21 protein-coding genes and 2 pseudogenes are annotated in these 19,697 nt (G+C 52.6%); 17 read left to right on the top strand and 6 right to left on the bottom strand.

Features of this window, described 5'->3' with window-relative positions:
• The first annotated feature begins 116 nt into the window (after positions 1-116).
• Together FOV68_RS19545 and alaC are read left to right on the top strand one after the other, a co-directional pair.
• On the top strand, positions 117-641 hold the full coding sequence (locus tag FOV68_RS19545; RefSeq protein ID WP_031590544.1) for a GNAT family N-acetyltransferase: 525 nt from the start codon (positions 117-119) through the stop codon (positions 639-641).
• A 117-nt stretch (positions 642-758) separates the two neighbouring features.
• Positions 759-1,991: an alanine transaminase gene (alaC, locus tag FOV68_RS19540; RefSeq protein WP_033758563.1), complete on the top strand. Its 1,233-nt coding sequence runs from the start codon at positions 759-761 to the stop codon at positions 1,989-1,991.
• A 51-nt stretch (positions 1,992-2,042) separates the two neighbouring features.
• Here alaC and ypdK read toward each other — a convergent pair whose 3' ends face one another.
• From ypdK to FOV68_RS19525, 3 genes are all read right to left on the bottom strand, one after another.
• The gene (gene ypdK, locus FOV68_RS19535; RefSeq protein WP_099257831.1) at positions 2,043-2,117 is read right to left on the bottom strand and encodes a membrane protein YpdK; all 75 of its coding nucleotides are present in this window, start codon (positions 2,115-2,117) and stop codon (positions 2,043-2,045) included.
• 202 nt (positions 2,118-2,319) lie between these two features.
• The gene (locus tag FOV68_RS19530) at positions 2,320-3,348 is read right to left on the bottom strand and encodes an HlyD family secretion protein (protein ID WP_010257869.1); all 1,029 of its coding nucleotides are present in this window, start codon (positions 3,346-3,348) and stop codon (positions 2,320-2,322) included.
• Between the two features lie 2 nt (positions 3,349-3,350).
• Positions 3,351-4,949: an MFS transporter gene (locus tag FOV68_RS19525; protein WP_143991384.1), complete on the bottom strand. Its 1,599-nt coding sequence runs from the start codon at positions 4,947-4,949 to the stop codon at positions 3,351-3,353.
• 149 nt (positions 4,950-5,098) lie between these two features.
• Between FOV68_RS19525 and FOV68_RS19520 the strand changes: the two genes are divergently transcribed.
• The 5 genes from FOV68_RS19520 to FOV68_RS19500 all read left to right on the top strand — a co-directional run bounded on the left by FOV68_RS19520 (position 5,099) and on the right by FOV68_RS19500 (position 9,104).
• Entirely contained in the window at positions 5,099-5,884 is a 786-nt protein-coding gene (locus FOV68_RS19520; RefSeq protein WP_010257875.1) for an IclR family transcriptional regulator, read from the top strand.
• Between the two features lie 7 nt (positions 5,885-5,891).
• On the top strand, positions 5,892-6,344 hold the full coding sequence (locus FOV68_RS19515; protein ID WP_010257878.1) for a universal stress protein: 453 nt from the start codon (positions 5,892-5,894) through the stop codon (positions 6,342-6,344).
• A gap of 9 nt (positions 6,345-6,353) precedes the next feature.
• On the top strand, positions 6,354-7,160 hold the full coding sequence (locus tag FOV68_RS19510; RefSeq protein WP_061901221.1) for a hypothetical protein: 807 nt from the start codon (positions 6,354-6,356) through the stop codon (positions 7,158-7,160).
• A gap of 274 nt (positions 7,161-7,434) precedes the next feature.
• Complete coding sequence (locus FOV68_RS19505) at positions 7,435-7,716, top strand: hypothetical protein (RefSeq protein WP_031590547.1); 282 nt, start codon at positions 7,435-7,437, stop codon at positions 7,714-7,716.
• Between the two features lie 512 nt (positions 7,717-8,228).
• Positions 8,229-9,104: an SMP-30/gluconolactonase/LRE family protein gene (locus FOV68_RS19500; protein ID WP_143790180.1), complete on the top strand. Its 876-nt coding sequence runs from the start codon at positions 8,229-8,231 to the stop codon at positions 9,102-9,104.
• A gap of 38 nt (positions 9,105-9,142) precedes the next feature.
• Here FOV68_RS19500 and FOV68_RS19495 read toward each other — a convergent pair whose 3' ends face one another.
• Complete coding sequence (locus tag FOV68_RS19495) at positions 9,143-10,369, bottom strand: OFA family MFS transporter (protein WP_031590549.1); 1,227 nt, start codon at positions 10,367-10,369, stop codon at positions 9,143-9,145.
• Positions 10,370-10,654: 285 nt separating this feature from the next.
• Between FOV68_RS19495 and FOV68_RS19490 the strand changes: the two genes are divergently transcribed.
• Entirely contained in the window at positions 10,655-10,888 is a 234-nt protein-coding gene (locus FOV68_RS19490; RefSeq protein ID WP_010257893.1) for a hypothetical protein, read from the top strand.
• A 36-nt stretch (positions 10,889-10,924) separates the two neighbouring features.
• Here FOV68_RS19490 and FOV68_RS19485 read toward each other — a convergent pair whose 3' ends face one another.
• Positions 10,925-11,824 (bottom strand): DMT family transporter, encoded by a 900-nt coding sequence (locus tag FOV68_RS19485; RefSeq protein ID WP_031590550.1) that lies wholly within the window; start codon positions 11,822-11,824, stop codon positions 10,925-10,927.
• Between the two features lie 177 nt (positions 11,825-12,001).
• Between FOV68_RS19485 and FOV68_RS19480 the strand changes: the two genes are divergently transcribed.
• The 9 genes and pseudogenes from FOV68_RS19480 (at position 12,002) to FOV68_RS19440 (ending at position 19,236) form a co-directional block, all read left to right on the top strand.
• On the top strand, positions 12,002-12,871 hold the full coding sequence (locus FOV68_RS19480; RefSeq protein ID WP_143991383.1) for a helix-turn-helix domain-containing protein: 870 nt from the start codon (positions 12,002-12,004) through the stop codon (positions 12,869-12,871).
• Between the two features lie 566 nt (positions 12,872-13,437).
• The gene (gene tssB / locus FOV68_RS19475; protein WP_143790178.1) at positions 13,438-13,938 is read left to right on the top strand and encodes a type VI secretion system contractile sheath small subunit; all 501 of its coding nucleotides are present in this window, start codon (positions 13,438-13,440) and stop codon (positions 13,936-13,938) included.
• A 33-nt stretch (positions 13,939-13,971) separates the two neighbouring features.
• Positions 13,972-14,874 (top strand): annotated as a pseudogene (gene tssC / locus FOV68_RS19470) (type VI secretion system contractile sheath large subunit); the annotation flags it as partial.
• Positions 14,875-15,239: 365 nt separating this feature from the next.
• Positions 15,240-15,368: pseudogene (locus FOV68_RS24430) on the top strand (type VI secretion system baseplate subunit TssE); the annotation flags it as partial.
• Positions 15,369-15,382: 14 nt separating this feature from the next.
• Positions 15,383-15,853, top strand: coding sequence for a hypothetical protein (locus FOV68_RS19460; protein WP_143790158.1), 471 nt, complete (start codon positions 15,383-15,385; stop codon positions 15,851-15,853).
• Between the two features lie 102 nt (positions 15,854-15,955).
• The gene (locus FOV68_RS19455; protein WP_143991382.1) at positions 15,956-17,341 is read left to right on the top strand and encodes a VasL domain-containing protein; all 1,386 of its coding nucleotides are present in this window, start codon (positions 15,956-15,958) and stop codon (positions 17,339-17,341) included.
• 398 nt (positions 17,342-17,739) lie between these two features.
• Positions 17,740-18,594, top strand: a complete 855-nt coding sequence (locus FOV68_RS19450; protein WP_109651108.1) for a DUF6387 family protein — start codon at positions 17,740-17,742, stop codon at positions 18,592-18,594.
• 99 nt (positions 18,595-18,693) lie between these two features.
• Positions 18,694-18,900: an AlpA family transcriptional regulator gene (locus tag FOV68_RS19445; protein ID WP_050679705.1), complete on the top strand. Its 207-nt coding sequence runs from the start codon at positions 18,694-18,696 to the stop codon at positions 18,898-18,900.
• Positions 18,901-18,912: 12 nt separating this feature from the next.
• Complete coding sequence (locus tag FOV68_RS19440; protein ID WP_109650923.1) at positions 18,913-19,236, top strand: hypothetical protein; 324 nt, start codon at positions 18,913-18,915, stop codon at positions 19,234-19,236.
• A 94-nt stretch (positions 19,237-19,330) separates the two neighbouring features.
• Here the strand turns inward: FOV68_RS19440 and FOV68_RS24070 are convergent.
• A partial coding sequence (locus tag FOV68_RS24070) for a hypothetical protein (protein WP_186289763.1) occupies positions 19,331-19,697 on the bottom strand: 367 nt, incomplete at its 5' end.

Raw genomic sequence — 19,697 nt, 5'->3', positions numbered from 1 at the left:
TAAAGGGGAACAGTTTTTCGCCCTGCAGAGGCTGGTCGCTAAGGTGCCGTTTTGCTATGTTGCGCGATGAGGTGCGCCAGTGACCGCTGGAAAACCGCGCCCATCGGGAGCAGCAGATGCAACTAGTCACCGCCAGATTAACCCTGAGTAAATTACAGCCAGAAGACTGGCAACTGTTTCGTGCCGTCCATGAAGATCGCGACACCATGACCTGGGTGAGCGAAGTCCCCGATGAAGCGGATATCCGCCAGCGCTTCACCGAGCGTCTGGCGCCCTGGCAGGCGAGCAGTTTTCATATGCTCTGCCTGGTTGCACGACGTCGTGACAACGGTGAGCCGATTGGCCTGTTTGGATGCAGCCCCGAATGGGAGCCATACCGTCAGGCAGAGGTGGGCTATATGCTGCTGCATCGCCACTGCGGTCAGGGATATGGCAGCGAAGCCCTGGCGGCGCTGTGTCAGTTTTTGCTTGAAGCCGATTTCCACAAACTCAAAGCGATGGTGATTGAAGGTAACTGGGCATCACGCCGTATTCTGGAGAAAAACGGCTTTCAGCTGGAGGGCACGCTACGGGATAATTATCTGCTGAACGGCTGCTGGGTGAACGATTGGCTGCTGGGGCGGCTGAATCCGCAAAAATAAAAATATTTTCCGCCACCCTCGACAAAATGATCCTCGCCACGTTATGTTCGTAACGGGTCACCACAGTGACCCGCGTCGCTCGGACGGTCCGGGCGCTTACGTAATCCAGAGGACATCATGGCTGATAACAGCACACCCCGTCGTTTCTCGCGTATCGAACGCTTACCCCCTTACGTTTTCAACATCACTGCTGAACTGAAGATGGCTGCGCGTCGGCGCGGCGAAGATATCATCGACTTTTCAATGGGCAACCCGGATGGCCCGACTCCGCCACACATCGTCGAAAAGTTATGCCAGGTGGCGCAGCGTGACGATACCCACGGTTATTCCACCTCGCGCGGTATTCCGCGTCTGCGCCGGGCGATCTCGCGCTGGTACGCCGATCGCTATCAGGTTGAGATCGATCCTGAATCAGAGGCGATTGTCACCATCGGTTCCAAAGAAGGCCTGGCGCACCTGATGCTGGCGACGCTGGATCACGGCGATACCGTGCTGGTTCCCAATCCGAGCTATCCGATTCATATCTACGGTGCGGTGATTGCCGGGGCTCAGGTGCGCTCGGTGCCGCTGGTGGCAGGTGTCGACTTCTTCAATGAGCTGGAACGCGCCATCCGCGAGAGCTATCCCAAGCCAAAAATGATGATCCTCGGCTTCCCGTCCAACCCCACCGCACAGTGTGTGGAGCTCGACTTTTTCGAACGGGTGATTGCGCTGGCGAAGCAGTACAACGTGCTGGTGATCCACGATCTGGCCTATGCCGACATCGTCTATGATGGCTGGAAAGCGCCATCGATTATGCAGGTACCGGGCGCGCGTGATGTCGCCGTCGAATTCTTTACCCTGTCAAAAAGCTACAACATGGCAGGCTGGCGCATCGGTTTCATGGTGGGCAACAAAGAGCTGGTTGCCGCGCTGGCGCGAATCAAAAGTTATCATGACTACGGCACCTTTACGCCACTGCAGGTGGCGGCGATTGCGGCGCTGGAAGGGGATCAACAGTGCGTGCGCGACATCGCAGAGCAGTACAAACGCCGCCGTGATGTGCTGGTCAAAGGATTGCATGAAGCGGGCTGGATGGTGGATAACCCGAAAGCCTCAATGTACGTCTGGGCAAAAATACCGGATCATTACGCACATCTTGGGTCGCTGGAGTTCGCTAAGCAACTGCTACAGGAGGCGAAAGTCTGTGTCTCGCCCGGTATCGGGTTTGGCGACTATGGTGACACGCACGTGCGTTTTGCGCTGATAGAGAACAGCGATCGTATTCGTCAGGCGGTACGGGGAATTAAAGCGATGTTTCGTGCCGATGGCATATTGCCAGGCAGCATAAAAATGGAAGAAGAACGCTGACAGCCAGCAGGGGCGACTCAGGGGTCGCCCCGTGGCGGCACTGTCACGCCATTACTTCAGCAGCAGAACAAAGGTTCCGAACCAAAGTAACGCGAAAAAAGATATTCCCATCAAGGCATATTTCACAAAGCAACTCCTCTGAGCGGTTACGATGATGGCGATCCCAAACCAGTGCAACGCGAACAGATGTGGAAAAGAGATCGCCATTTACAGTCATGGTCTGCTCTTTTCCGGGTTGATCTGAATAACTCAGAACAGGATCGAGCGCTAATTTACGCGGAATCCTCCCCAAATGAAATAGGTCCGTTCTGAGATATTGCTCACAATTTTACGGCACTTCGATTTCAGGGATCGCCGACATGCCTACACGTAACTGAGCCAGATGCTGTTGGTCGCCATCCAGCACAATTTTCACCGGCAGACGTTGAACGACTTTAGTGTAGTTGCCGGTGGCGTTATCGGGAGAGATCGCCGAAAAAGTTGCGCCGGTGGCCGGTGCGATGCTGTCCACATGACCAGTAAAGGTCTCGCCCGGCAGGGCGTCCACCCGGATCCGCACCCGCTGGCCGGGACGCACATCGCTTAACTGCGTCTCAAGATAGTTAGCAGTAATGTAGGTTTGCTGCAGTGGCACTACCGCCAGCAGACGGGTGCCGGCTGATACGTACGCGCCGGTCCGCACCGAGCGCTGACCCACCATGCCGTCAACGGGCGCAGTAATGCGGGTGTAGGAGAGATTCAGCCTGGCCTGATCGACGCTGGCCTTCGCCGCTGCAACGTCCGCTTCTGCTGAACGCACCGCCGCCTGTAGCACTCCCACCTGTTTTACTGCTGACGCCAGCGCGGCCTGACTCTGATGCACGGCTGCCAGCGCCGAGCGCTGGTTTGAGCTGGCTTTCTGCTGATCGTCGGCTGCCACGGTACCGCTTTTATAGAGGCGGTTATAACGATCGGCGCTCTGACCGGCATACTGCGCAGAGGCTTCGCTGGCCGCGACGCTGGCTTTCTGCTGATCAATCACTGACTGCTGCTGCTCCAGCTGTGCCTGGCTGCTCAGCAGTTTCGCCTGGCTCACCTGCAGGTCAGCCTCCGCACTCTCCAGCGCCACACGATAGTCACGATCGTCCAGCGTCGCCAGCAGCTGACCCGCTTTGACCTGCTGATTATCCTGCACCTGCACATGGCTGATGTAGCCCGAGACTTTCGGTGCCACAAGGGTGTAGTCCGCATTGACGTAAGCGTCGTTGGTGCGATGATCGTTGCCGGTCATCAGTGACCAGACCACAAAAGCGATGGCCAGTAACACCAGCAGCAACAGACTCAGCAGCAGGGTTCTTTTCATTTCGAAAGCACGCATATTCAGTTATTCCGGGAAGGGTTTTGAATCAAAGTTTGAGGCGGCCACACCCGTTTTGGCAGGATGGCGGTAAGCAGTAACAGGCAGGCGGCAAAGCCGGTCAGCATCAGCCAGCTGTCGCTCAGGCCAAGGATCGTGGCCTGATGCCTGACCAGGGTGGCGAATCCGCTGAGATTATCGGCGGCGCTGATGCTGCCATCCGGCAACAGCGGCAAGCTGCTGCTGGCCTGACTGGCCGTCGGCGCTGTCATCAGCCAGCTGCGACTGGATGCCTGATTAATCAGCACACTGGAGTGAAACTGCTCACGATGCGAAAGGAAAACCTCAACCAGCGTAGAGGCAGCGATGCTGGAAAAGCCGCGCACCGTATTAAACATCGCCGAGGCAAACGGGCCTTCTGGTGGGGCCACAACGCTGGTGGCGCTCATCAGTATCGGCAAAATGATCATCGGTTGTCCGAACGCCTGCAGGATCTGCAGCAGCCAGAAATTCTGTCTTGCCCAGTCACTGGTGATCTGTGTGCCCAGCAGGCAGGAGGTCACCAGCAGGCCAACGCCCGCCGTCAGCATCCAGCGGCAGTCGATCCAGCGGATATTCAGCAGGGCCGCAATCAGCGGTGCGATCAGCAGCTGCGGCAGACCCACCGCCAGCGCCAGCGGGGCAAACTCAAGGGTGCGAAATCCGCTGACCTGAGCAAAATAGGCCGAAGGCAGCGCGGAGCCTGAAAGCCCAAGGATGAGCACGCAGGCCAGCCCCAGCAAGCCGTGCGCCAGATTTGGCCGTCGGAGCATCTGCAATTTAAACAGCGGCAGCGGGTGAAACCACTCATTAATCAGGAAAACCAGCAGCAGCGGCAGCGCGGTGAGCAACATACCGGTAATCAGTGGCGAGTTCAGCCAGTCGAGGCGCTCACCCTGGGTCAGCACCAGAATCAGGAGCGCAACACCACTGCAGCCGGTCACCATGCCGAACAGATCGATCTGCTGAAAGCGTTCTGGCCGCAGCGGATCCTGGGGCAATCCCCATCCTGTCAGCAGCATAGCGATCAGCATCAACGGCACGACCTGCCAGAACACCATCATCCAGCTGACGTGATCGGTCCACAACGAGGCCAGCGAGGCCGCCATATTGGGGCCAAACGTAGCAGTCAGGGCATAGCCCGCCAGGCCAAAAAGTTTAAAGGGCGGCGGCAGAAAGCGCAGGGCGACCGTCATCAGCATCGGTGGTAAGGCGCCGCCAAACAGGCCCTGCAATACGCGCAGGCTGATAAACAGCGTCGGATCCCGCACCAGCGGCAGCAGAATGCCGGTCAGCATAAATCCCGCCGACACGCCTAACGTAAAACGCCGCAGCGACAGGGTGACGGCAAACCAGGGCGCAATCATCATGGCGGCTACTTCTGCCGCCTGATAACCAGAGATAATCCAGCTACCCTGATCGTAACTGATGCCGATCGCGGCACGGATATCGGCCAGCGCGATATCACTGACGCGATCGTTCAGCCCGGAGGTCAGGGCGGCGATGAGCACGCCGACTAATCCCAGTGCCAGTCGCAGTGTAAAAGGATGAGGGGCCGGCGCGGTGGCAGGCTTAGCATTCATTGCAGGCGATCTCGTTATTATGATGCAGTGTACTGCGATGTGATACAGGTCGTAATATTACATCCCGGTATGCTGTATTGCAATGTGGTACAGGCTGTAAAAAGTGCGGCATTCGCGCTACAGTAAGGCAGCTCAAACAGGACGACGCTATGGCACATCAACCCTCCAGCCGCGAGGATGAAAAAACGGGCGGTATACAGGTCATCGCCCGTGCGGCAAAAATTCTTAATGCGCTTGGCGAACAGCCCGGCGGCATGAGCCTCGGTGAGATCGCTCAGGCGGTCGAACTGCCGCGCTCAACGGTGCAGCGTATTGTTGCCGCGCTCGACAGTGCAGAGCTGGTGCGCAGCAGCGGGGCGGGCGGACTTCGTCTGGGGCCGGCGCTGTTAAAACTGATCTCCAGCGTACATACCGATGTGGTTGATCTGGTCAGTCCGCTGCTGGAAAAACTCTCTTCCGACACCAATGAAACCGTCTCGCTGGCGCGCGCCAGCGGCAGCCAGCTGGCGATTATTCACCACGTGGTGGCGTCGCGTGAGCTTCGGGTGGTTCCGCATATGGGACTCAATCTGCCGCTCTACAGCACCTCCGGTGGACGGGCGTTGCTGGCGCTGGAGTGTGAAAAAGATGTACGGACGATCGTTGGCGACGCCTGGCAGGAGTTAACCGATATGACGGTGAAAACGCTGCCTCAGTTGCTGCAACTTATCAGGGAAGTGCGCGAAACCGGTATCGCCGTGGATCGCGGTGAAACGCTGGAAGGTATCTCTACCATGGCGTTTGCGCTGGATACGCTGTTTGGTCGCTTTTCTGTCTCTTTGCTGGTGCCCTCTGCACGTTTTCTGCGACACGAAGCCCGTTTTCGTGACGAGATGCTGAAGTGTAAAGAGGCACTGGTGCGTGAAATCGGCAAAGTCGCCGCGATAGAAGGATAAGCATTCGATGAAAACCCTGCTGATGGCCATTGATCACTCTCCGGTAGCGGAAAAAGTGGTCGCCTTAACCATTGAAGAAGCGCTGGCGCATCGCGCCGAGGTGGTCGTGCTGTGCTGCGTCGATCCCGCTTACTCCTCCTGTAATCAGCCAATGGAAATCGATGCGGGTGAAGATCCGGCCGATTTTGTGGCCGCGCAGGATGAGCAGAATACGGCAGAAATGGTGGTGCGCCATGCACTGGCTCCGTTACTGCGCGCGGGCATTAATGCGCGGGGCATGATTCTGGCGGGTGACGCGGCAGATACTATCGTTGCCCAGTCGCAACAGCTCAAGGCCAGCATGATTATCATGGGACGTCGCCATCTCTCCTCTTTGAATCGGCTGTTAAAAGGCTCGGTCAGCGCATCCGTTATTGAGCGCGCTCACTGTCCTGTGCTGATCGATGTGCGTAAGGATTAATCCCGCCGCATGAATGCTCTGCTTTTTATTACGCTGGCCGCGTTTGCGCTGCTGGCGCTGATTGTAATTGTACTGATCAAAACCACCCGGCTGCGTTTGTGGCAGGGGCTGATCATCTTTCTGCTGCCCCTGATACTCGCAAATCTGCTCTGGTTCAGCTGGGTTGCGCCGCATCAGTTGCAGGCCAGTCAGCGTGAGCAGGCGGTAAATCAACTGGCAAAGATGCCCGGTTATCGGGTGCTGCAGACTCAGGAACCGGCGTTATGGCTGTTGCTGACCCAGGAGCTGACCCGGCGCATCCGTGCGGGGGAGCCAGCTGAAAAGGCGACGGGCGAGCTACGTGGCTGGCTGATTGAGGTGATTAATCAGCGGCTGATGCGCGGAACTGACGCGGCGGTCGTCAACTATATCAGCGTCTCGGTTGAAGAGATGCGGGCGCTGAACCAAATCGATCCGGGTCTCTGCTTCCGTTATCTCTATCCGCAGGTGAGTGGTGGCATCAATCTGCTGACCACGCTGCCGCCGTCGCTGAATCGCAAAGAGGCGGATGCCATGGAGCAGCTGCTGCTGAACAGTCCATTGCCCGAACAACCGCTGGATAAGGCGCTGGCGCAGGATGATCTGCAAAAGATTGTCGCCCGGCTCTATCAGCAGTGGGGGGATAAGCTGCAGCAGCTGAATATGCCTGCCGACACGGCGGTTGATCGCTCATCGTTGTGTGCCATGTCGATTGACCTCTACAGTGCGATTCTGGCATTACCTGACAAGCGCGCCGCTAACCTGTTACGTAGAATGATTGCACTGACTGGCCAGTAAGCGGCAGCGGAGCAGCGGAATGGCGGGCGAAAAAAAGCCCGCTAAGCGCGGGCAGGGAAGAGAGGAACAGATTTTTATTTTTGGCATTTCCTGGTGTGGTGCAGTCTTCGTTTTGTCTGAATGCATCTTGTCACGCCGCGTATGATAGTGCTAGCCGTTTAATCGTATTACATTAATCGGTAAAAGCTTCTCAAGTTTTGATTTTTCGCGCATTAATCCTATGGATGCGCGGCATGCTGCGTCATAAACTGCGCGGCAACGTGAGGATAACTAAATGAAAAAACTAATTACCAGCGCACTGGCGCTGATTTTGCTGAGTGGATGTACTGCCAGCAAACCCGGGGCATTTGAACGTGTAGATGAAGATCCAGGCTCAAATACCGTGCAGTACCGTTTTGACCCGGTAAAGGTCAATCGTGATGCAATGAATATTGATCTGGCGAATTACTGCAGTAATAAAGGCTTTGATAAAGTCGAGGCGTTACCTGCGCAGGAGAGTCATATTCCGGGACTGCAGAAAGCGTGGTTCCAGTGTAATTATGCTGTGAAAAGCTAAATAAAACGGGCGGGATAATTATCCCGCCCTTAAAGTTTAATGCTTTTATTTTATGCTGTGTGACATCTTTGCCCGTTAGCGGCGATGGTGACCGCCATGATACCCACCGTGATAACCTCCATAGTAGCCTCCATGATATCCGCCGCCACCCCCGCGGTGCCAGCCATTGTCGTGTCTGGGGCTGATGATACAACCACTTAATAAGGTCATCAGCGCAACTACCGAAGCGACTTTAATTAATCTCTTCATCGGAAGCTTCTCCTCTTTTCCAATGACTATGACACTACGCTGGAAAAGTGGAGTGAAGATGCAGACTTTGTAGAGTTATTTAAGAAGGTATGACCGAATATTTCAGAGTGCTGCGTTTTGCAGCGGAGAATAATAAAGAAATAAGAATGAACTGAATAGTAAATACTATCAAAGAGAATAGTCTCAAAATCAAGCGAAAATAATTCTCATTTGAAAGTTTTTACAACTACATTATTAGCATGTCAGTTCAATGGGAGAGAAACATGGCGCATGACGTTAAAAATATTCTGGCTTTACAGGCTGAACTGGGCGAATGCCCGCTCTGGTCAGTGGAAGAACAGGTGCTGTACTGTGTCGATATTCTGGCACCCGCCATTCACCGTTTTGATCCGGTCAGCGGTGAACTGCAAACCTTCCCGCAGGCGGAAGAGGTGGGATGCATCGGTCTGCGTGAGCAGGGCGGTCTGATAGCTGCATTGCGTGGCGGTGTCTGGCTGCTGGATGCGCAGGGCAAGCCAGAGAAAAAGATCGCAGAGAATCCTGGTGTGGCTGCGCAGAGCCGATTTAATGATGGCCGCGTCGATCCCTGGGGGAATTTCTGGTGCGGCAGCCTGTGGGAACCGCAGGACAAAAATGGCGGGCTGTTGTGCCGCGTGACGCCTGACCTGACGCTGGAGGTCAAAGCGCGCGACATTAAAATTTCCAACGGGCTCGCCTTCTCTCCCGACCGGCGCTGGATGTATCACAGTGACACGCCGAATGAAGCGCTCTATCGCTATCCATTAAACGCGCAGGGCGAACCGGGCGAACGCACCCTGTTCCGCCGTTTCGACGCGAAAGGGGGATTGCCGGATGGTGCCGCAGTGGATAGCGAAGGATTTTACTGGTCCGCACAGTTTGATGGCGGACGCGTAGTACGCATCGATCCCCAGAGCAGCGAAATCGTCGATGAGATCCTGCTGCCGGTGAAGTGGCCAACCATGGTGGCCTTTGGTGGCGCCGATCTTAAAACGCTGTTTATTACCAGTTCACGGGAAGATCGCACCGAAGAGGAGCTGGCGCGCTATCCGCAGTCAGGCGATATCTTTGCGGTGGACGTCTCTGTGGCGGGCGTGGCAGAGCCGCGATTTCGCGGCTAAACGTGAACGGGCCGCTCTGGCGCGGCCCGTCGTGATGGTTAATGACGTTGCAATACAGGTGTTGCTGTAACAGAACTCTGTGGTAAGCGGATGGTGAGTGACAGGAACAGGGAGATGACCAGCAGCGTCATAATCAGGCTGAAGGTGACGGTGAACCCGCCAAACAGCGAGGCAACCAGTGAGCCCAGCACGCTACCGATACCAAATCCGAGATAGAGCAGACCATAGTTTTTTGTCAGGTTGTTGAGGCCGAAAAAGTCACTGACCAGCGACGGGAATACCGTGATGGTACCGCCAAAGCTGAAGGCTACACAGGCGAGTGACAGGAAGAAGGTGATCTCATTCATCCGGGTAAACAGCAGCACGCTCATCCCGATCAGCGACACGATTTGCGCCAGTGAAATAACCCGGATGCGCATCATTTTGTCAGACAGTATACCCAGCACCAGGCGGCCACTCAGGTTGGCAATCGCGATCACCGTTACGGCACTGGCAGCGGTCTGCGTAGTCAGATGCACCAGCCCTTCGCCGATATCTTTAGCAACGCCTATCACATAGAGACCGCTCATGCAGGCTGTCAGGAACATCAGCGCCAGCATCCAGTACTGAGGCAGACGCACCGACTGTGCCAGCGTGTAATCCCGCGCATGTTGCTGACCATTCGTGCTGCTCCCGGCATCCTGAAGGGGGGCTTCACGCATCAGCAGTGCACCGAGGATAATCATCGACATCGCGAGCACGCCCCAGATCATAAAGGTCTGCTCCAGACCCACCGTCGCCAGCAGCGCCCCGCAGATAAATTTGAATCCCAGACTGCCAAGACCGTAAGCGCCAATTGCACAGGCAGAGATCATCCCTTTGCGCTCCGGAAACCACTTCACGCAGTTTGAGAGCGTCATCAGGTAACCTGCGCCATCCGCCAGACCCACCAGCAGTCCGGCGCTGAAATAGAGCATCATCAGGTTATTAGCATGCGCGGTAAGCCAGAAACCCAGCGCCATCAGCACACCCGCCCCGATAGTGACGCGGCGTACGCCAAAACGTTCCTGTAATTTACCGGCCAGCGAGGAGGCAATAGCCAGCCCCAGGCTCAGCAGACCAAACGAAAAAGCGACCTGACTGACCGTCGCATCCAGCTTCTGGGACAGCTGGCCGTTGAACAAACTCCATGTGTAGACTGACCCCAGTGCGAACTGAGTGATTACCGTTCCGAACAATGTAAGCCAGCGAGCACGCTGGTAAGAAGCCTGTTGAGTCTGGTTCATAATTTATCTCTCCCGTCCGGGAATCTGGAAACTGCGGTCAGAATAAAGCAGTGATTCGCGCGCGTGAGCAGTAAAGGCATGAACGGAACGGATTGGGGAATGAAATGCCATTCAGGCGGTATGAATGGCATCGGGAGGGGTTAGCGACGTCGCGTCAAAAGTAAGCAAAGCGGCAACTTAATAAGTAAGCGTAATTAGCCGTAAGATAATGTTTCATTAAGATGATTCTGTGAGCAGGTTTTCAGATTATTTGCCAGGCTAACAGTTCACTTATCAGGAGGAAATATGAAAGACCGGACATATGAATCCAGCACCAGTGAGGATGAAGTTTGCTGCATTATCGGTCAGGCGGTGATTGAACTCAGTACAGAACAGCAGCCTGTGACCAAATCGACGCTGGCATTAAAACTGCTGTCGATGGCCGATCGTGATAGTGACGATGAGCGTGTTCTGCTTTACTGGATTGCGCGTAAAGCGATCAATAAACCACAGAAACTCCTTCAGCAGCAGTGGGCGTAAAGCCCATACGGGCGCGGGCCTCAGCCCGCCTCCGCGTCAGATGATTACCCGGCGACGACTTGCCGGCCAACGGGCAAACATCACGATATTGCCCAGCAAAATCATGACAAGGCCAGGGATGGCGCTGGCATGCCACTCATATCCTTCGTAACGGGTAGAGAGTGCCAGCGCCACCAGCGGAAACAGAACGGTTGTATAGGCAGCCCGACTGGCTCCGATACGTCCCACCAGTGTAAAATAGGCCCCGAATCCCATCACCGATCCCACGATAGCCAGATAGATCAATGCCCCAAACCACTGTGTATTCCATGTCGGCTGCAGCGAAACACCCTGCAGCAGCGAGACCAGTGCCATGATCAGCGCACCGTATAACATGCCGTAACTGTTGGTTGTCAGCACGTCACGTTGCAGACGCTGATGCCGCTGACTGATCATATTGCCGAATGAAAATCCCAGTGTGCCCAGCGCACTTAACCCAATGCCCCACATCAAGCCGGCCGAGGCCTGAGTGCTGCGCAGATCGTGCCAGAACAACGCAACAATGCCCGCCATGCCGAGCACTATCGCCGGAATCAGACGTGCAGAAGGGCGCTGACGGAAAAATATCCAGCTGTTAATGGCGTTATACATCACAGCCATAGAGAAAATGACCGACTCTAGTCCGCTGCTGATATAGCCAGAGGCGTAATAGAAGCAGACAAAGTTGAAGCCAAAAACGCAACAGCCCTGCAGCACACAGAAAAGGTGATCCTGCAGCGTCAGCCTGTGCAGACGCTTTATCAGCTTAAGCAGCAATAACATGACCAGCGAGGCCAGCAAAAAACGCCAGAAGACAGCGACAGTTACGGCGCTGATGCCTGCAGACTGTTGCGCATAAATCGCAATCCAGGTCGTGCCCCAGATGAGCACGACTGAGAGATACAAAAACAGGTTCATTGCCAGATTCTCCACCGCAAAACGCCGAGTCTGCACCCGCAACGCTCCCAGGTCTTGCAGCGGATTGCGCAGGGTTTGCAAAATCTTGCGCATTTTTATTCGCTGTCCCGATGTGCTCTGTTTTCTGTCCCGCGCAATCCGTAAACTGGCACTCTGTTTATCTGAACTGATACCCCGATGAGTCGCTTCCAGACCTTTGACATGCTGCAACGCCACAAAGCACAACTGCGCGATCAGGTGCAACTTAACAGCGGCATTCAGCTGGCAGCCTGGTTTAATAGTGGCGATCGCGTGACAAACCTCAGCGATCATCACACGCTAAGCCTTTACGTGGCGGGCGGCTACGATACCTGGCATAAAACCCCGCATGGCTGGCGTAACGGTGGCGCACCCGATCGCTTCTGTCTGATGCCGGCTGGCACGGAATCGACCTGGGATCTGCGTGCCGATCTCGCCTTTGTTCATCTCTATTGCAGCGAGAACCAGTTGCGGCAGCTAGCCGAACGGGTCTGGGACCGCAGTCCGGCGCAGTTAAACCTGCATGAGAAAATCTTTTCTGTTGATGACCGCATTACCCAGCTCTATCGACACTTTCTGCTGAGCAGCGACTGGCAACAGCCCGCCAGCCAGCTGACGCTGAGCAGCGCATCAACACTCCTGCTGACCCATCTGCTGCAGCACTACAGCGAAGTTAAGTGGCAACTGCCCCAGGTGAGGGGCGGACTGGCTCCCGCGGTATTACGTCGGGTTCTCGACTTCATTGAGGCTCACATTGACCAGCCTTTAACCCTGGCTGTGCTGGCGCAGGAAGCGGCATTGAGTGAGTTTCACTTTGCCCGCATGTTCCGCCATACCACTGGCGAGGCGCCACACCAGTTCGTGATGCGTCGTCGAATGGATCGTGCAAGGATGTTGCTTGAGCGGCCCGAGCTGACGCTGACCGATATTGCCCTTCAGTGTGGCTACCACTCATCAGCCCACTTCAGCCATCGTTTCCGTCAGGTCTATGGCATGACTCCCTCGGCGTGTCGTCAGGGGAGTCGCTGAACTTCTTAACGGCAACAGGCACATTAGCAGCGTATAACAGCGCCACAAATCATTAACATAACTTATCATGCAAACTAACCTGTTTGGGTTTGTTCTCGTTTTCGCTTTCTGCCGCTATCCTGTAAAAAAGAGCATGAACCGCACTTTTTAGCATTGGATGATTTTACTGCTCAATCCTGCAATGAATAACTCACTGAAACATTCGGTAGCCCCGGCTGTCATGCGACTTACAGCCTGATCATTAAGAAAACTCTTATGTATCAGATCAGTATCAGAGGTTTTCTGGTGAGGTTATGATGTTACATTTGGTTACATTTTATCATTTCCTTTAGCCGGTTCACTATTTCTAAACTCGCGCTATGGGTGTTTATCTGAAAAATAAATTTCGGTTTTACGCTCTTTCATCGCGTCATATCGCCAGTAAATGGAATGTACTCGCTTCTGACCGCAGGTTCTGCTTTTCACTGAATGTTTAATAGCAGGAATGTTTTATGGCAGGGTAAGCCGTTCTTAATATTTGACACTGGCTGTGGCGGTTTCTATCACTCCATAGAACAGGGACAGCCATGTCTAACTCTTCCTTTCAGTCCGAAATACCCAAGGCACGTATCAATTTAAAACTTGATTTGCATACGGGCGGGGCGAGCAAGAAAACCGAACTCCCCCTGAAATTACTGGTGGCGGGCGACTTCAGTAATGGTCAGGAGTCTGCTCCACTCTCTGAACGCAAAAAAGTTAATCTGAACAAAAATAACTTTGACTCAGTGCTTTCCGAATATTCCCCAAAAGTCAATCTGACCGTTAAAAACACGCTTGCCGGTGACGGTAGCGAAGACAATATCAATCTGACATTCCAGAGTATCAAGGATTTCACCCCTGAGCAGGTTTCCCGGCAGATACCTCAATTGAAGGCGATGCTTTCCATGCGCAATCTGCTTCGCGATTTAAAAGCTAACCTGCTGGACAATCAGGCTTTCCGGAAAGAGCTTGAAAAAGTTCTGCTCGACCCGGCATTAAGCGCAGAACTCAGATCTGAGTTGTCTGCTCTGGCCCCTAAACAGCCATAACGGTCAGGATGTTTTAACGGATTAATAAGGAAGATGCTGATGTCTGTAAAAAATGAGAATGCCGCGGGTGGCGAGAGTGTGGCGCTGGAACGTCCGGCCGCTGGTGGGGTTTATGCGTCTCTGTTTAAAAAAATCAATCTGAAGCCGGTCTCCGAACTCAGTGCACTGGATATCTGGCAGGATGCGCAGGCGATGTCGGATGCGACTGCGGATGAGCGTTTAACGGCCGGGATGCAGGTGTTCCTGGAGTGCCTGACAAAAGCGGGCTCAAAAGTTGAAAAACTCGACAAAAACCTGATTGACCATCATATCGCTGAGCTGGACTGGCAGATTAGTCGTCAGCTTGACGCTGTCATGCACCATGAGGACTTCCAGGCGGTAGAAAGTCTGTGGCGTGGCGTGAAATCGCTGGTCGACAAAACCGATTTCCGCCAGAACGTGAAAGTTGAGCTGCTGGATATGTCCAAAGAAGATCTGCGTCAGGACTTTGAAGACTGCCCGGAAATCATCCAGAGCGGACTATATAAACATACCTATATTGATGAGTATGACACCCCTGGCGGTGAGCCGATTGCCGCGCTGATTTCCGCCTACGAATTTGGTGCTTCCGCTCAGGATGTAACGCTTCTGCGCAACATCTCTAAAGTGTCTGCTGCTGCGCATATGCCGTTTATCGGCTCCGCCGGCCCCAAATTTTTCCTCAAGGATTCGATGGAGGAAGTGGCGGCTATAAAAGATATCGGTAACTACTTTGACCGCGCTGAATACATCAAGTGGAAATCATTCCGCGAGACGGACGATTCCCGCTATATCGGTCTGGTGATGCCGCGTGTGCTGGGTCGCCTGCCGTATGGCCCGGACACTGTGCCGGTTCGTAGCTTCAACTACGTAGAAGAAGTGAAAGGCCCGGATCACGACAAATACCTCTGGGCTGACCTCCCGGAAGCCACTTACCGTCAGCCCGTGGTGCTGGTCTGTGGCGATCTGCCGCTGGAATGTATGCAGCAGTCACCGGTGCTTACGGTCAAGCAGGGTTGCTGGATCCGTGTAGAGGATCATCAGGATCTGGAGCAGGCCGCCCGCCAGTTGCTGTGGTTGCGACCTGACTGGGGTCGCCAGCTGTCGGTGATGGTCAGCGTCTGTCCGCAGAAACATGCCGACAGCGAGCGGCTTACCAGCCGTCTGCTGGCCCTGCGATGGCAAATCAGCCAGCTACGTAAAGAGACGGGTCAATCTGTGCCGCTGGTTCTGAAAGGTCAGGTTGGCAGCGCGATGATGAATGATCTGCTCTGGCAGGCGGCTATGCCATTGATGCTGAGCTTAAGGGGATTGGCCTCGTGCGTTACGGCACCGAGTTTATGCCCGAGGGACGAGTGATGCTCAGACACCTGAAGCAACAGCAGTATATCGAGACCACAACCCGTCTGTAAGGCCAGATAATACCATGTCAGTAAAATCACATTTCCTCGAAAAACTACAGGCCAGAAAACCAGCCCCGATCTTGTTTACCAGCAAGAGTCAGGCCGATATTGCGGAGTTTCGCCTGCGAATGGTGCAGCTTCAGGAGCAGATGGATGCGTGGCTGGTGGGTACCGGATTGAATGTGGAAACATTTATCGTCTCTGTTACGGACCTGCTGGCGGCGGACGGGACTTTTGAGCTTGTCGCTATCACCCTGCGTTACGACGACCGGTCTGTAAAATTTATCCCGGTATTTTTGTACGGTCAGGGCGTGACAGGATGCGTGGAAGTGACCCTTTATGCAGAAGGCAGTGTGACGTCTGTGGGGCGCCTTTTCATGCGGGCAGGTCATTTCAGTGACTGGTCCTTTACTCCGCCGGGAGCATTATCCCGTCCCGGACAGAGTTTTGATGAAAACACCTTTTTTAGTCTGATTCTGGCGCTTCTGCCATAACTGCCGGTATTGCAGTCCCCGTTCCTCTGAATATGCCGAAAGCGAAGCCGCATAAACGTTAATCCTCCATATTTCCGGAAGCGTCAAAATGGACAACTGGTCATGAATGACATCCCCCCACGTAAAATCAAAACCGGCGGTGACCCGCGCACGCTGCCGGATTATGTCGCCCTGCGTGATGAACTGAGTAAGCTGACACATCCGGCTCGTCCGGATGTGAACTGGCAGTATGTCGAAAAACTTTGTCTCTCACTTTTTGAGCAGAATGGCGTGGAATTACAAACAGCAGCCTGGTATACGCTTGCGCGTACGCAACTGGCCGGCTTATTCGGGCTCAATGAAGGGCTGACGATACTCGAGGCCCTGATAAGTCCTCAGTGGGGAGCGCTGTGGCCTCAGCCAGTCCATGCCCGCATGGAAATCCTCAGCAGTCTGAGTCAGCGCCTGCAGCAACGAATGCGCTCGCTCCCGCTGAATTACAGCGACCTCAGCCAGTTGTACCGGGCGGAGCAACTGCTTACGGGTCTGGGAGAAGTATTGCAGCGCCTGGAGCTTAAACATCTGAGCCAGCTCGATACGTTGCGTACCCTGATGCACAACAGTGCTGTCCGGCTGGAAAACAGCGATGGTATTACCAGCACCGGGTCGAACATTCAGCCAGGTATTGTGTTGCCTGCCACCGTGATGAATGCTGCGACAGCATCCACGAGAGACTTTGCTGGTGGTCCGGATGAAGAAACGTCAGAGAGTGCAGTGAAGTGGGTTTACGTTGCGCAACCGGAACAACAGCCGAATATTGAAGTGCTGTCGACAATGCCTGCTCCGGTTAAAAAGTGGAAATCCTTTGCTGCCGGGATGTGTACCATGCTGGTAGTAAGCGTTGCGGCAGTGTGGGGATGGCAGCATTTTCACCAGCCAGTCCCGCTACAGACTCAACTTACAGCCTCACTGGTGCCATTTCCTGCACCTCTTACGTCTGAACAGCTGGATATGTCGCGTCAGCAAGCTCCGTTACCACAGGTTTTAATAACGCAAACACAGCAGCAGCTTGCCCGGCTGGATAAATTGCCTCCTGACTGGAATATTGACTACAGTCGACAGTTGCTGGAACAGGTCCGGGTACTTTGGCAGGAGCAGGCTAAGCCACTAATCCAGCACTGGCAGCAACAGCTTAATGCTGCCGCATTGCCAGCAGAACAGCTGAATGGCTGGTCTCAGGGAATGGCGACACTACAAAAACTGAGTGACAGGCTGAACGAACTGGATGGGCAGAAAGGAAAATACATGACGGTCAGTGAGCTGAAGTCAGTCGTTTTTTCCGCTATTCAGTCCTTTAATCAATCCATACCGGCTGAAGAGCAGCTAAGGGTATTGTCACAAAATCCGGCAGACGAACCTTTGCCTGCGGCTGCCAGAGCTCAGCTGGAGATGCATCTGAAGCAACTGATTGCCCGTTATGCAGAAATAAAACAGGATTCATTAAAATAAAAAAGATATTTAAAGCACAGGTATCCAGCTAATAACCCAGACCTGGCAGGTCATAATCACAACTCATTCACTGGTGTTGATGGATTTGCCTAAAGAACATAGCCAGGGCCGGCAAATGATTATTGAAGGGCAAAGGGGATAGCCGTCAGTAATGGCTTGTTATTGATTATTAAGAGTTTTAATTGATAGGGCGGGTTTAAGTACAGGGCAGGCCTGGTGTCCCCTGCAGGAATCGAACTTACAGTTAAGTGACTTATTTTAAGCGAAAAATATGATTTAGAATCATTTGTACCAACAAAGATACCAACAAAAGCTTCTTTCTTCAAAACAGCTTTATAACGTTGATTGAACAGTGTTGATTATACTCTTTTCATGGAGAAATCGTGAAGGAGTTAGCTTTGAAAAACTGGTCAACAGAAGATACCAAAGCAGTCAAATCCTGGCTGAACATTTCTAGCTATAGAAAGTTCGAAGAGACCACGCTTAACTGTCTCTATCATGAGCTGTGGGCAAGGGCCTTACTCTTTAAACCCTGGCCCACAGAAGAAGAAAAGATCGGCCTCGGTGGGTATATGAGACAGATCTTCAATGGGAAGCCTTTCCTCTTCGATCCCGAACAGCTTAACTACATGCAAGATGATCAAACTCTTCAAAGCCCACCGCATATCTTCATCACAGACATAAGCCGACTTGCTCAACTTAGTGTAACGGGTCTCCGGGTCAATCTGTTCTCCTGGGAGCAAGGTAGTGACGAGTACTGCGTAAACCTTCCCCACCATGAAGCCTATGTATCTACGGTTATGTCAGCGGTATGTGAGAGAACCGTCCTTTTAGAAATAGACCTTGCCAGTGGTACAGACGATGAGATTGCAGAGTCTATCAAGTCAGCTCTTCCGCAATGGAGACGCGTGAAGGGGATTGAAGCTGACGAGTCAGGGGCTGTGCGCTTCGGCTACGGCACAATCAAGAAGATTATCTCTTATCGTCTCATCGCAATGCTCGATGTTCTTTTATGGGCAAAGATGTATGAGCTGCGCGTTTCAGACGAGCGGCTTTCCAGACTGCTGTACACAGATGAAGACGACGAGGCAGTTATCCGTCTTAATTACCATATCAAAGACGCCGATAGACCACTGGCTATGAAAGCAGCAACCATTGATTTCGTTCGCCAATTCAACTTCTTCATAAATCGAAACCCCCACCTTAAAAATATGAGAGTTTCAGACGTCATGAAACTCTCGGATTCCAACTGACCCAGCCTCCAGTGGCTCCGTTGTCACGAGCCACACTCACCCTCCTAATCTTCCACCTGGTAATGTAGCTCTCATCGAAACAGAAGAGAGAGCGACAGCATGAACATTTCAAATATAAAACTCATTCGCTTAAGTGCGGTAATAAATAAAACAGGATATAGCAAGTCATGGATTTATAAGCTTATTAGGAACAAGCAATTTCCTCAACCTATCAAGATTGGCTCTCGTGCGGTGGCGTTTATTGAGGGTGAGATTGATGAATGGATTGAGATGTTAATTTCTAAATCACGAAACGAAACCATTTAAGAGGGGTTTAATATGAAACTGAACGATTTTATTAGTACTAATAAATATTTTAAGTCTATGAAAAAAGAATCATTTGATAAAAGATTCGACCATGATGCAGTTACAGCCATGTGTAATGATGAATTTTCTAAAAGCATTGCTTTCTGGTTAGGGGAATATCTCTCAGGAAATATAAAGAGTGCAGTATCTACTATTTTTGAATTTGAGTTTAAATTACAGTACGCAGTCTTTTCAATATGGATGACTTTGTTTAAGCAGAAAGAAGATGTTGAGAATCTGGCCAAAATGATCCTTTTGTTTAAATCTGAGCATGAATTCAAGGATTTTAAGCTGTAAGATTATTTTAAATAAATCGTATTTTTATATGGTTAATTTAACAGTGATAGGAATGGGGCCATGTATCATATGCATGGCCCTTCATATAAATGAATTACAACCTATCTTGCTTTTTTATGGTTTCTGCTAGTTGTTCAATATTGGAACCCAATAGTTGCTGTTCATTTTTAATCCTTTGGGTTAAATGTTCGCTTCTAAGATCGGCAACACGTGATTGAATAGACTGAAAGTTTTCAAATTTTGGTTCTCCGTCGAGAGTGGATTTTTGATCAAAGCCATAGCTAATGAGCTGAGATATTGAATGTTTATCATCAAGATTATTATCGATTTTGTAGTCTAATAAATATTGGAAGAAGTCAAGGAACTCCCTTGCTGATAACTCCAATAGGTAGCGTTCGTAGAACTCGAAGGAAGATGATTCATGTAATTCTTGCAAGATTTCATTTTCATTTTCAAGAAAG

It is taken from the genome of Pantoea sp. paga, from assembly GCF_007558755.1.
Taxonomy (GTDB): Bacteria; Pseudomonadota; Gammaproteobacteria; order Enterobacterales; family Enterobacteriaceae; genus Pantoea; species Pantoea agglomerans.
The sequence above is the reverse complement of the archived record's forward strand: the minus strand, read 5'-3'. Positions and strand labels throughout refer to the sequence as shown.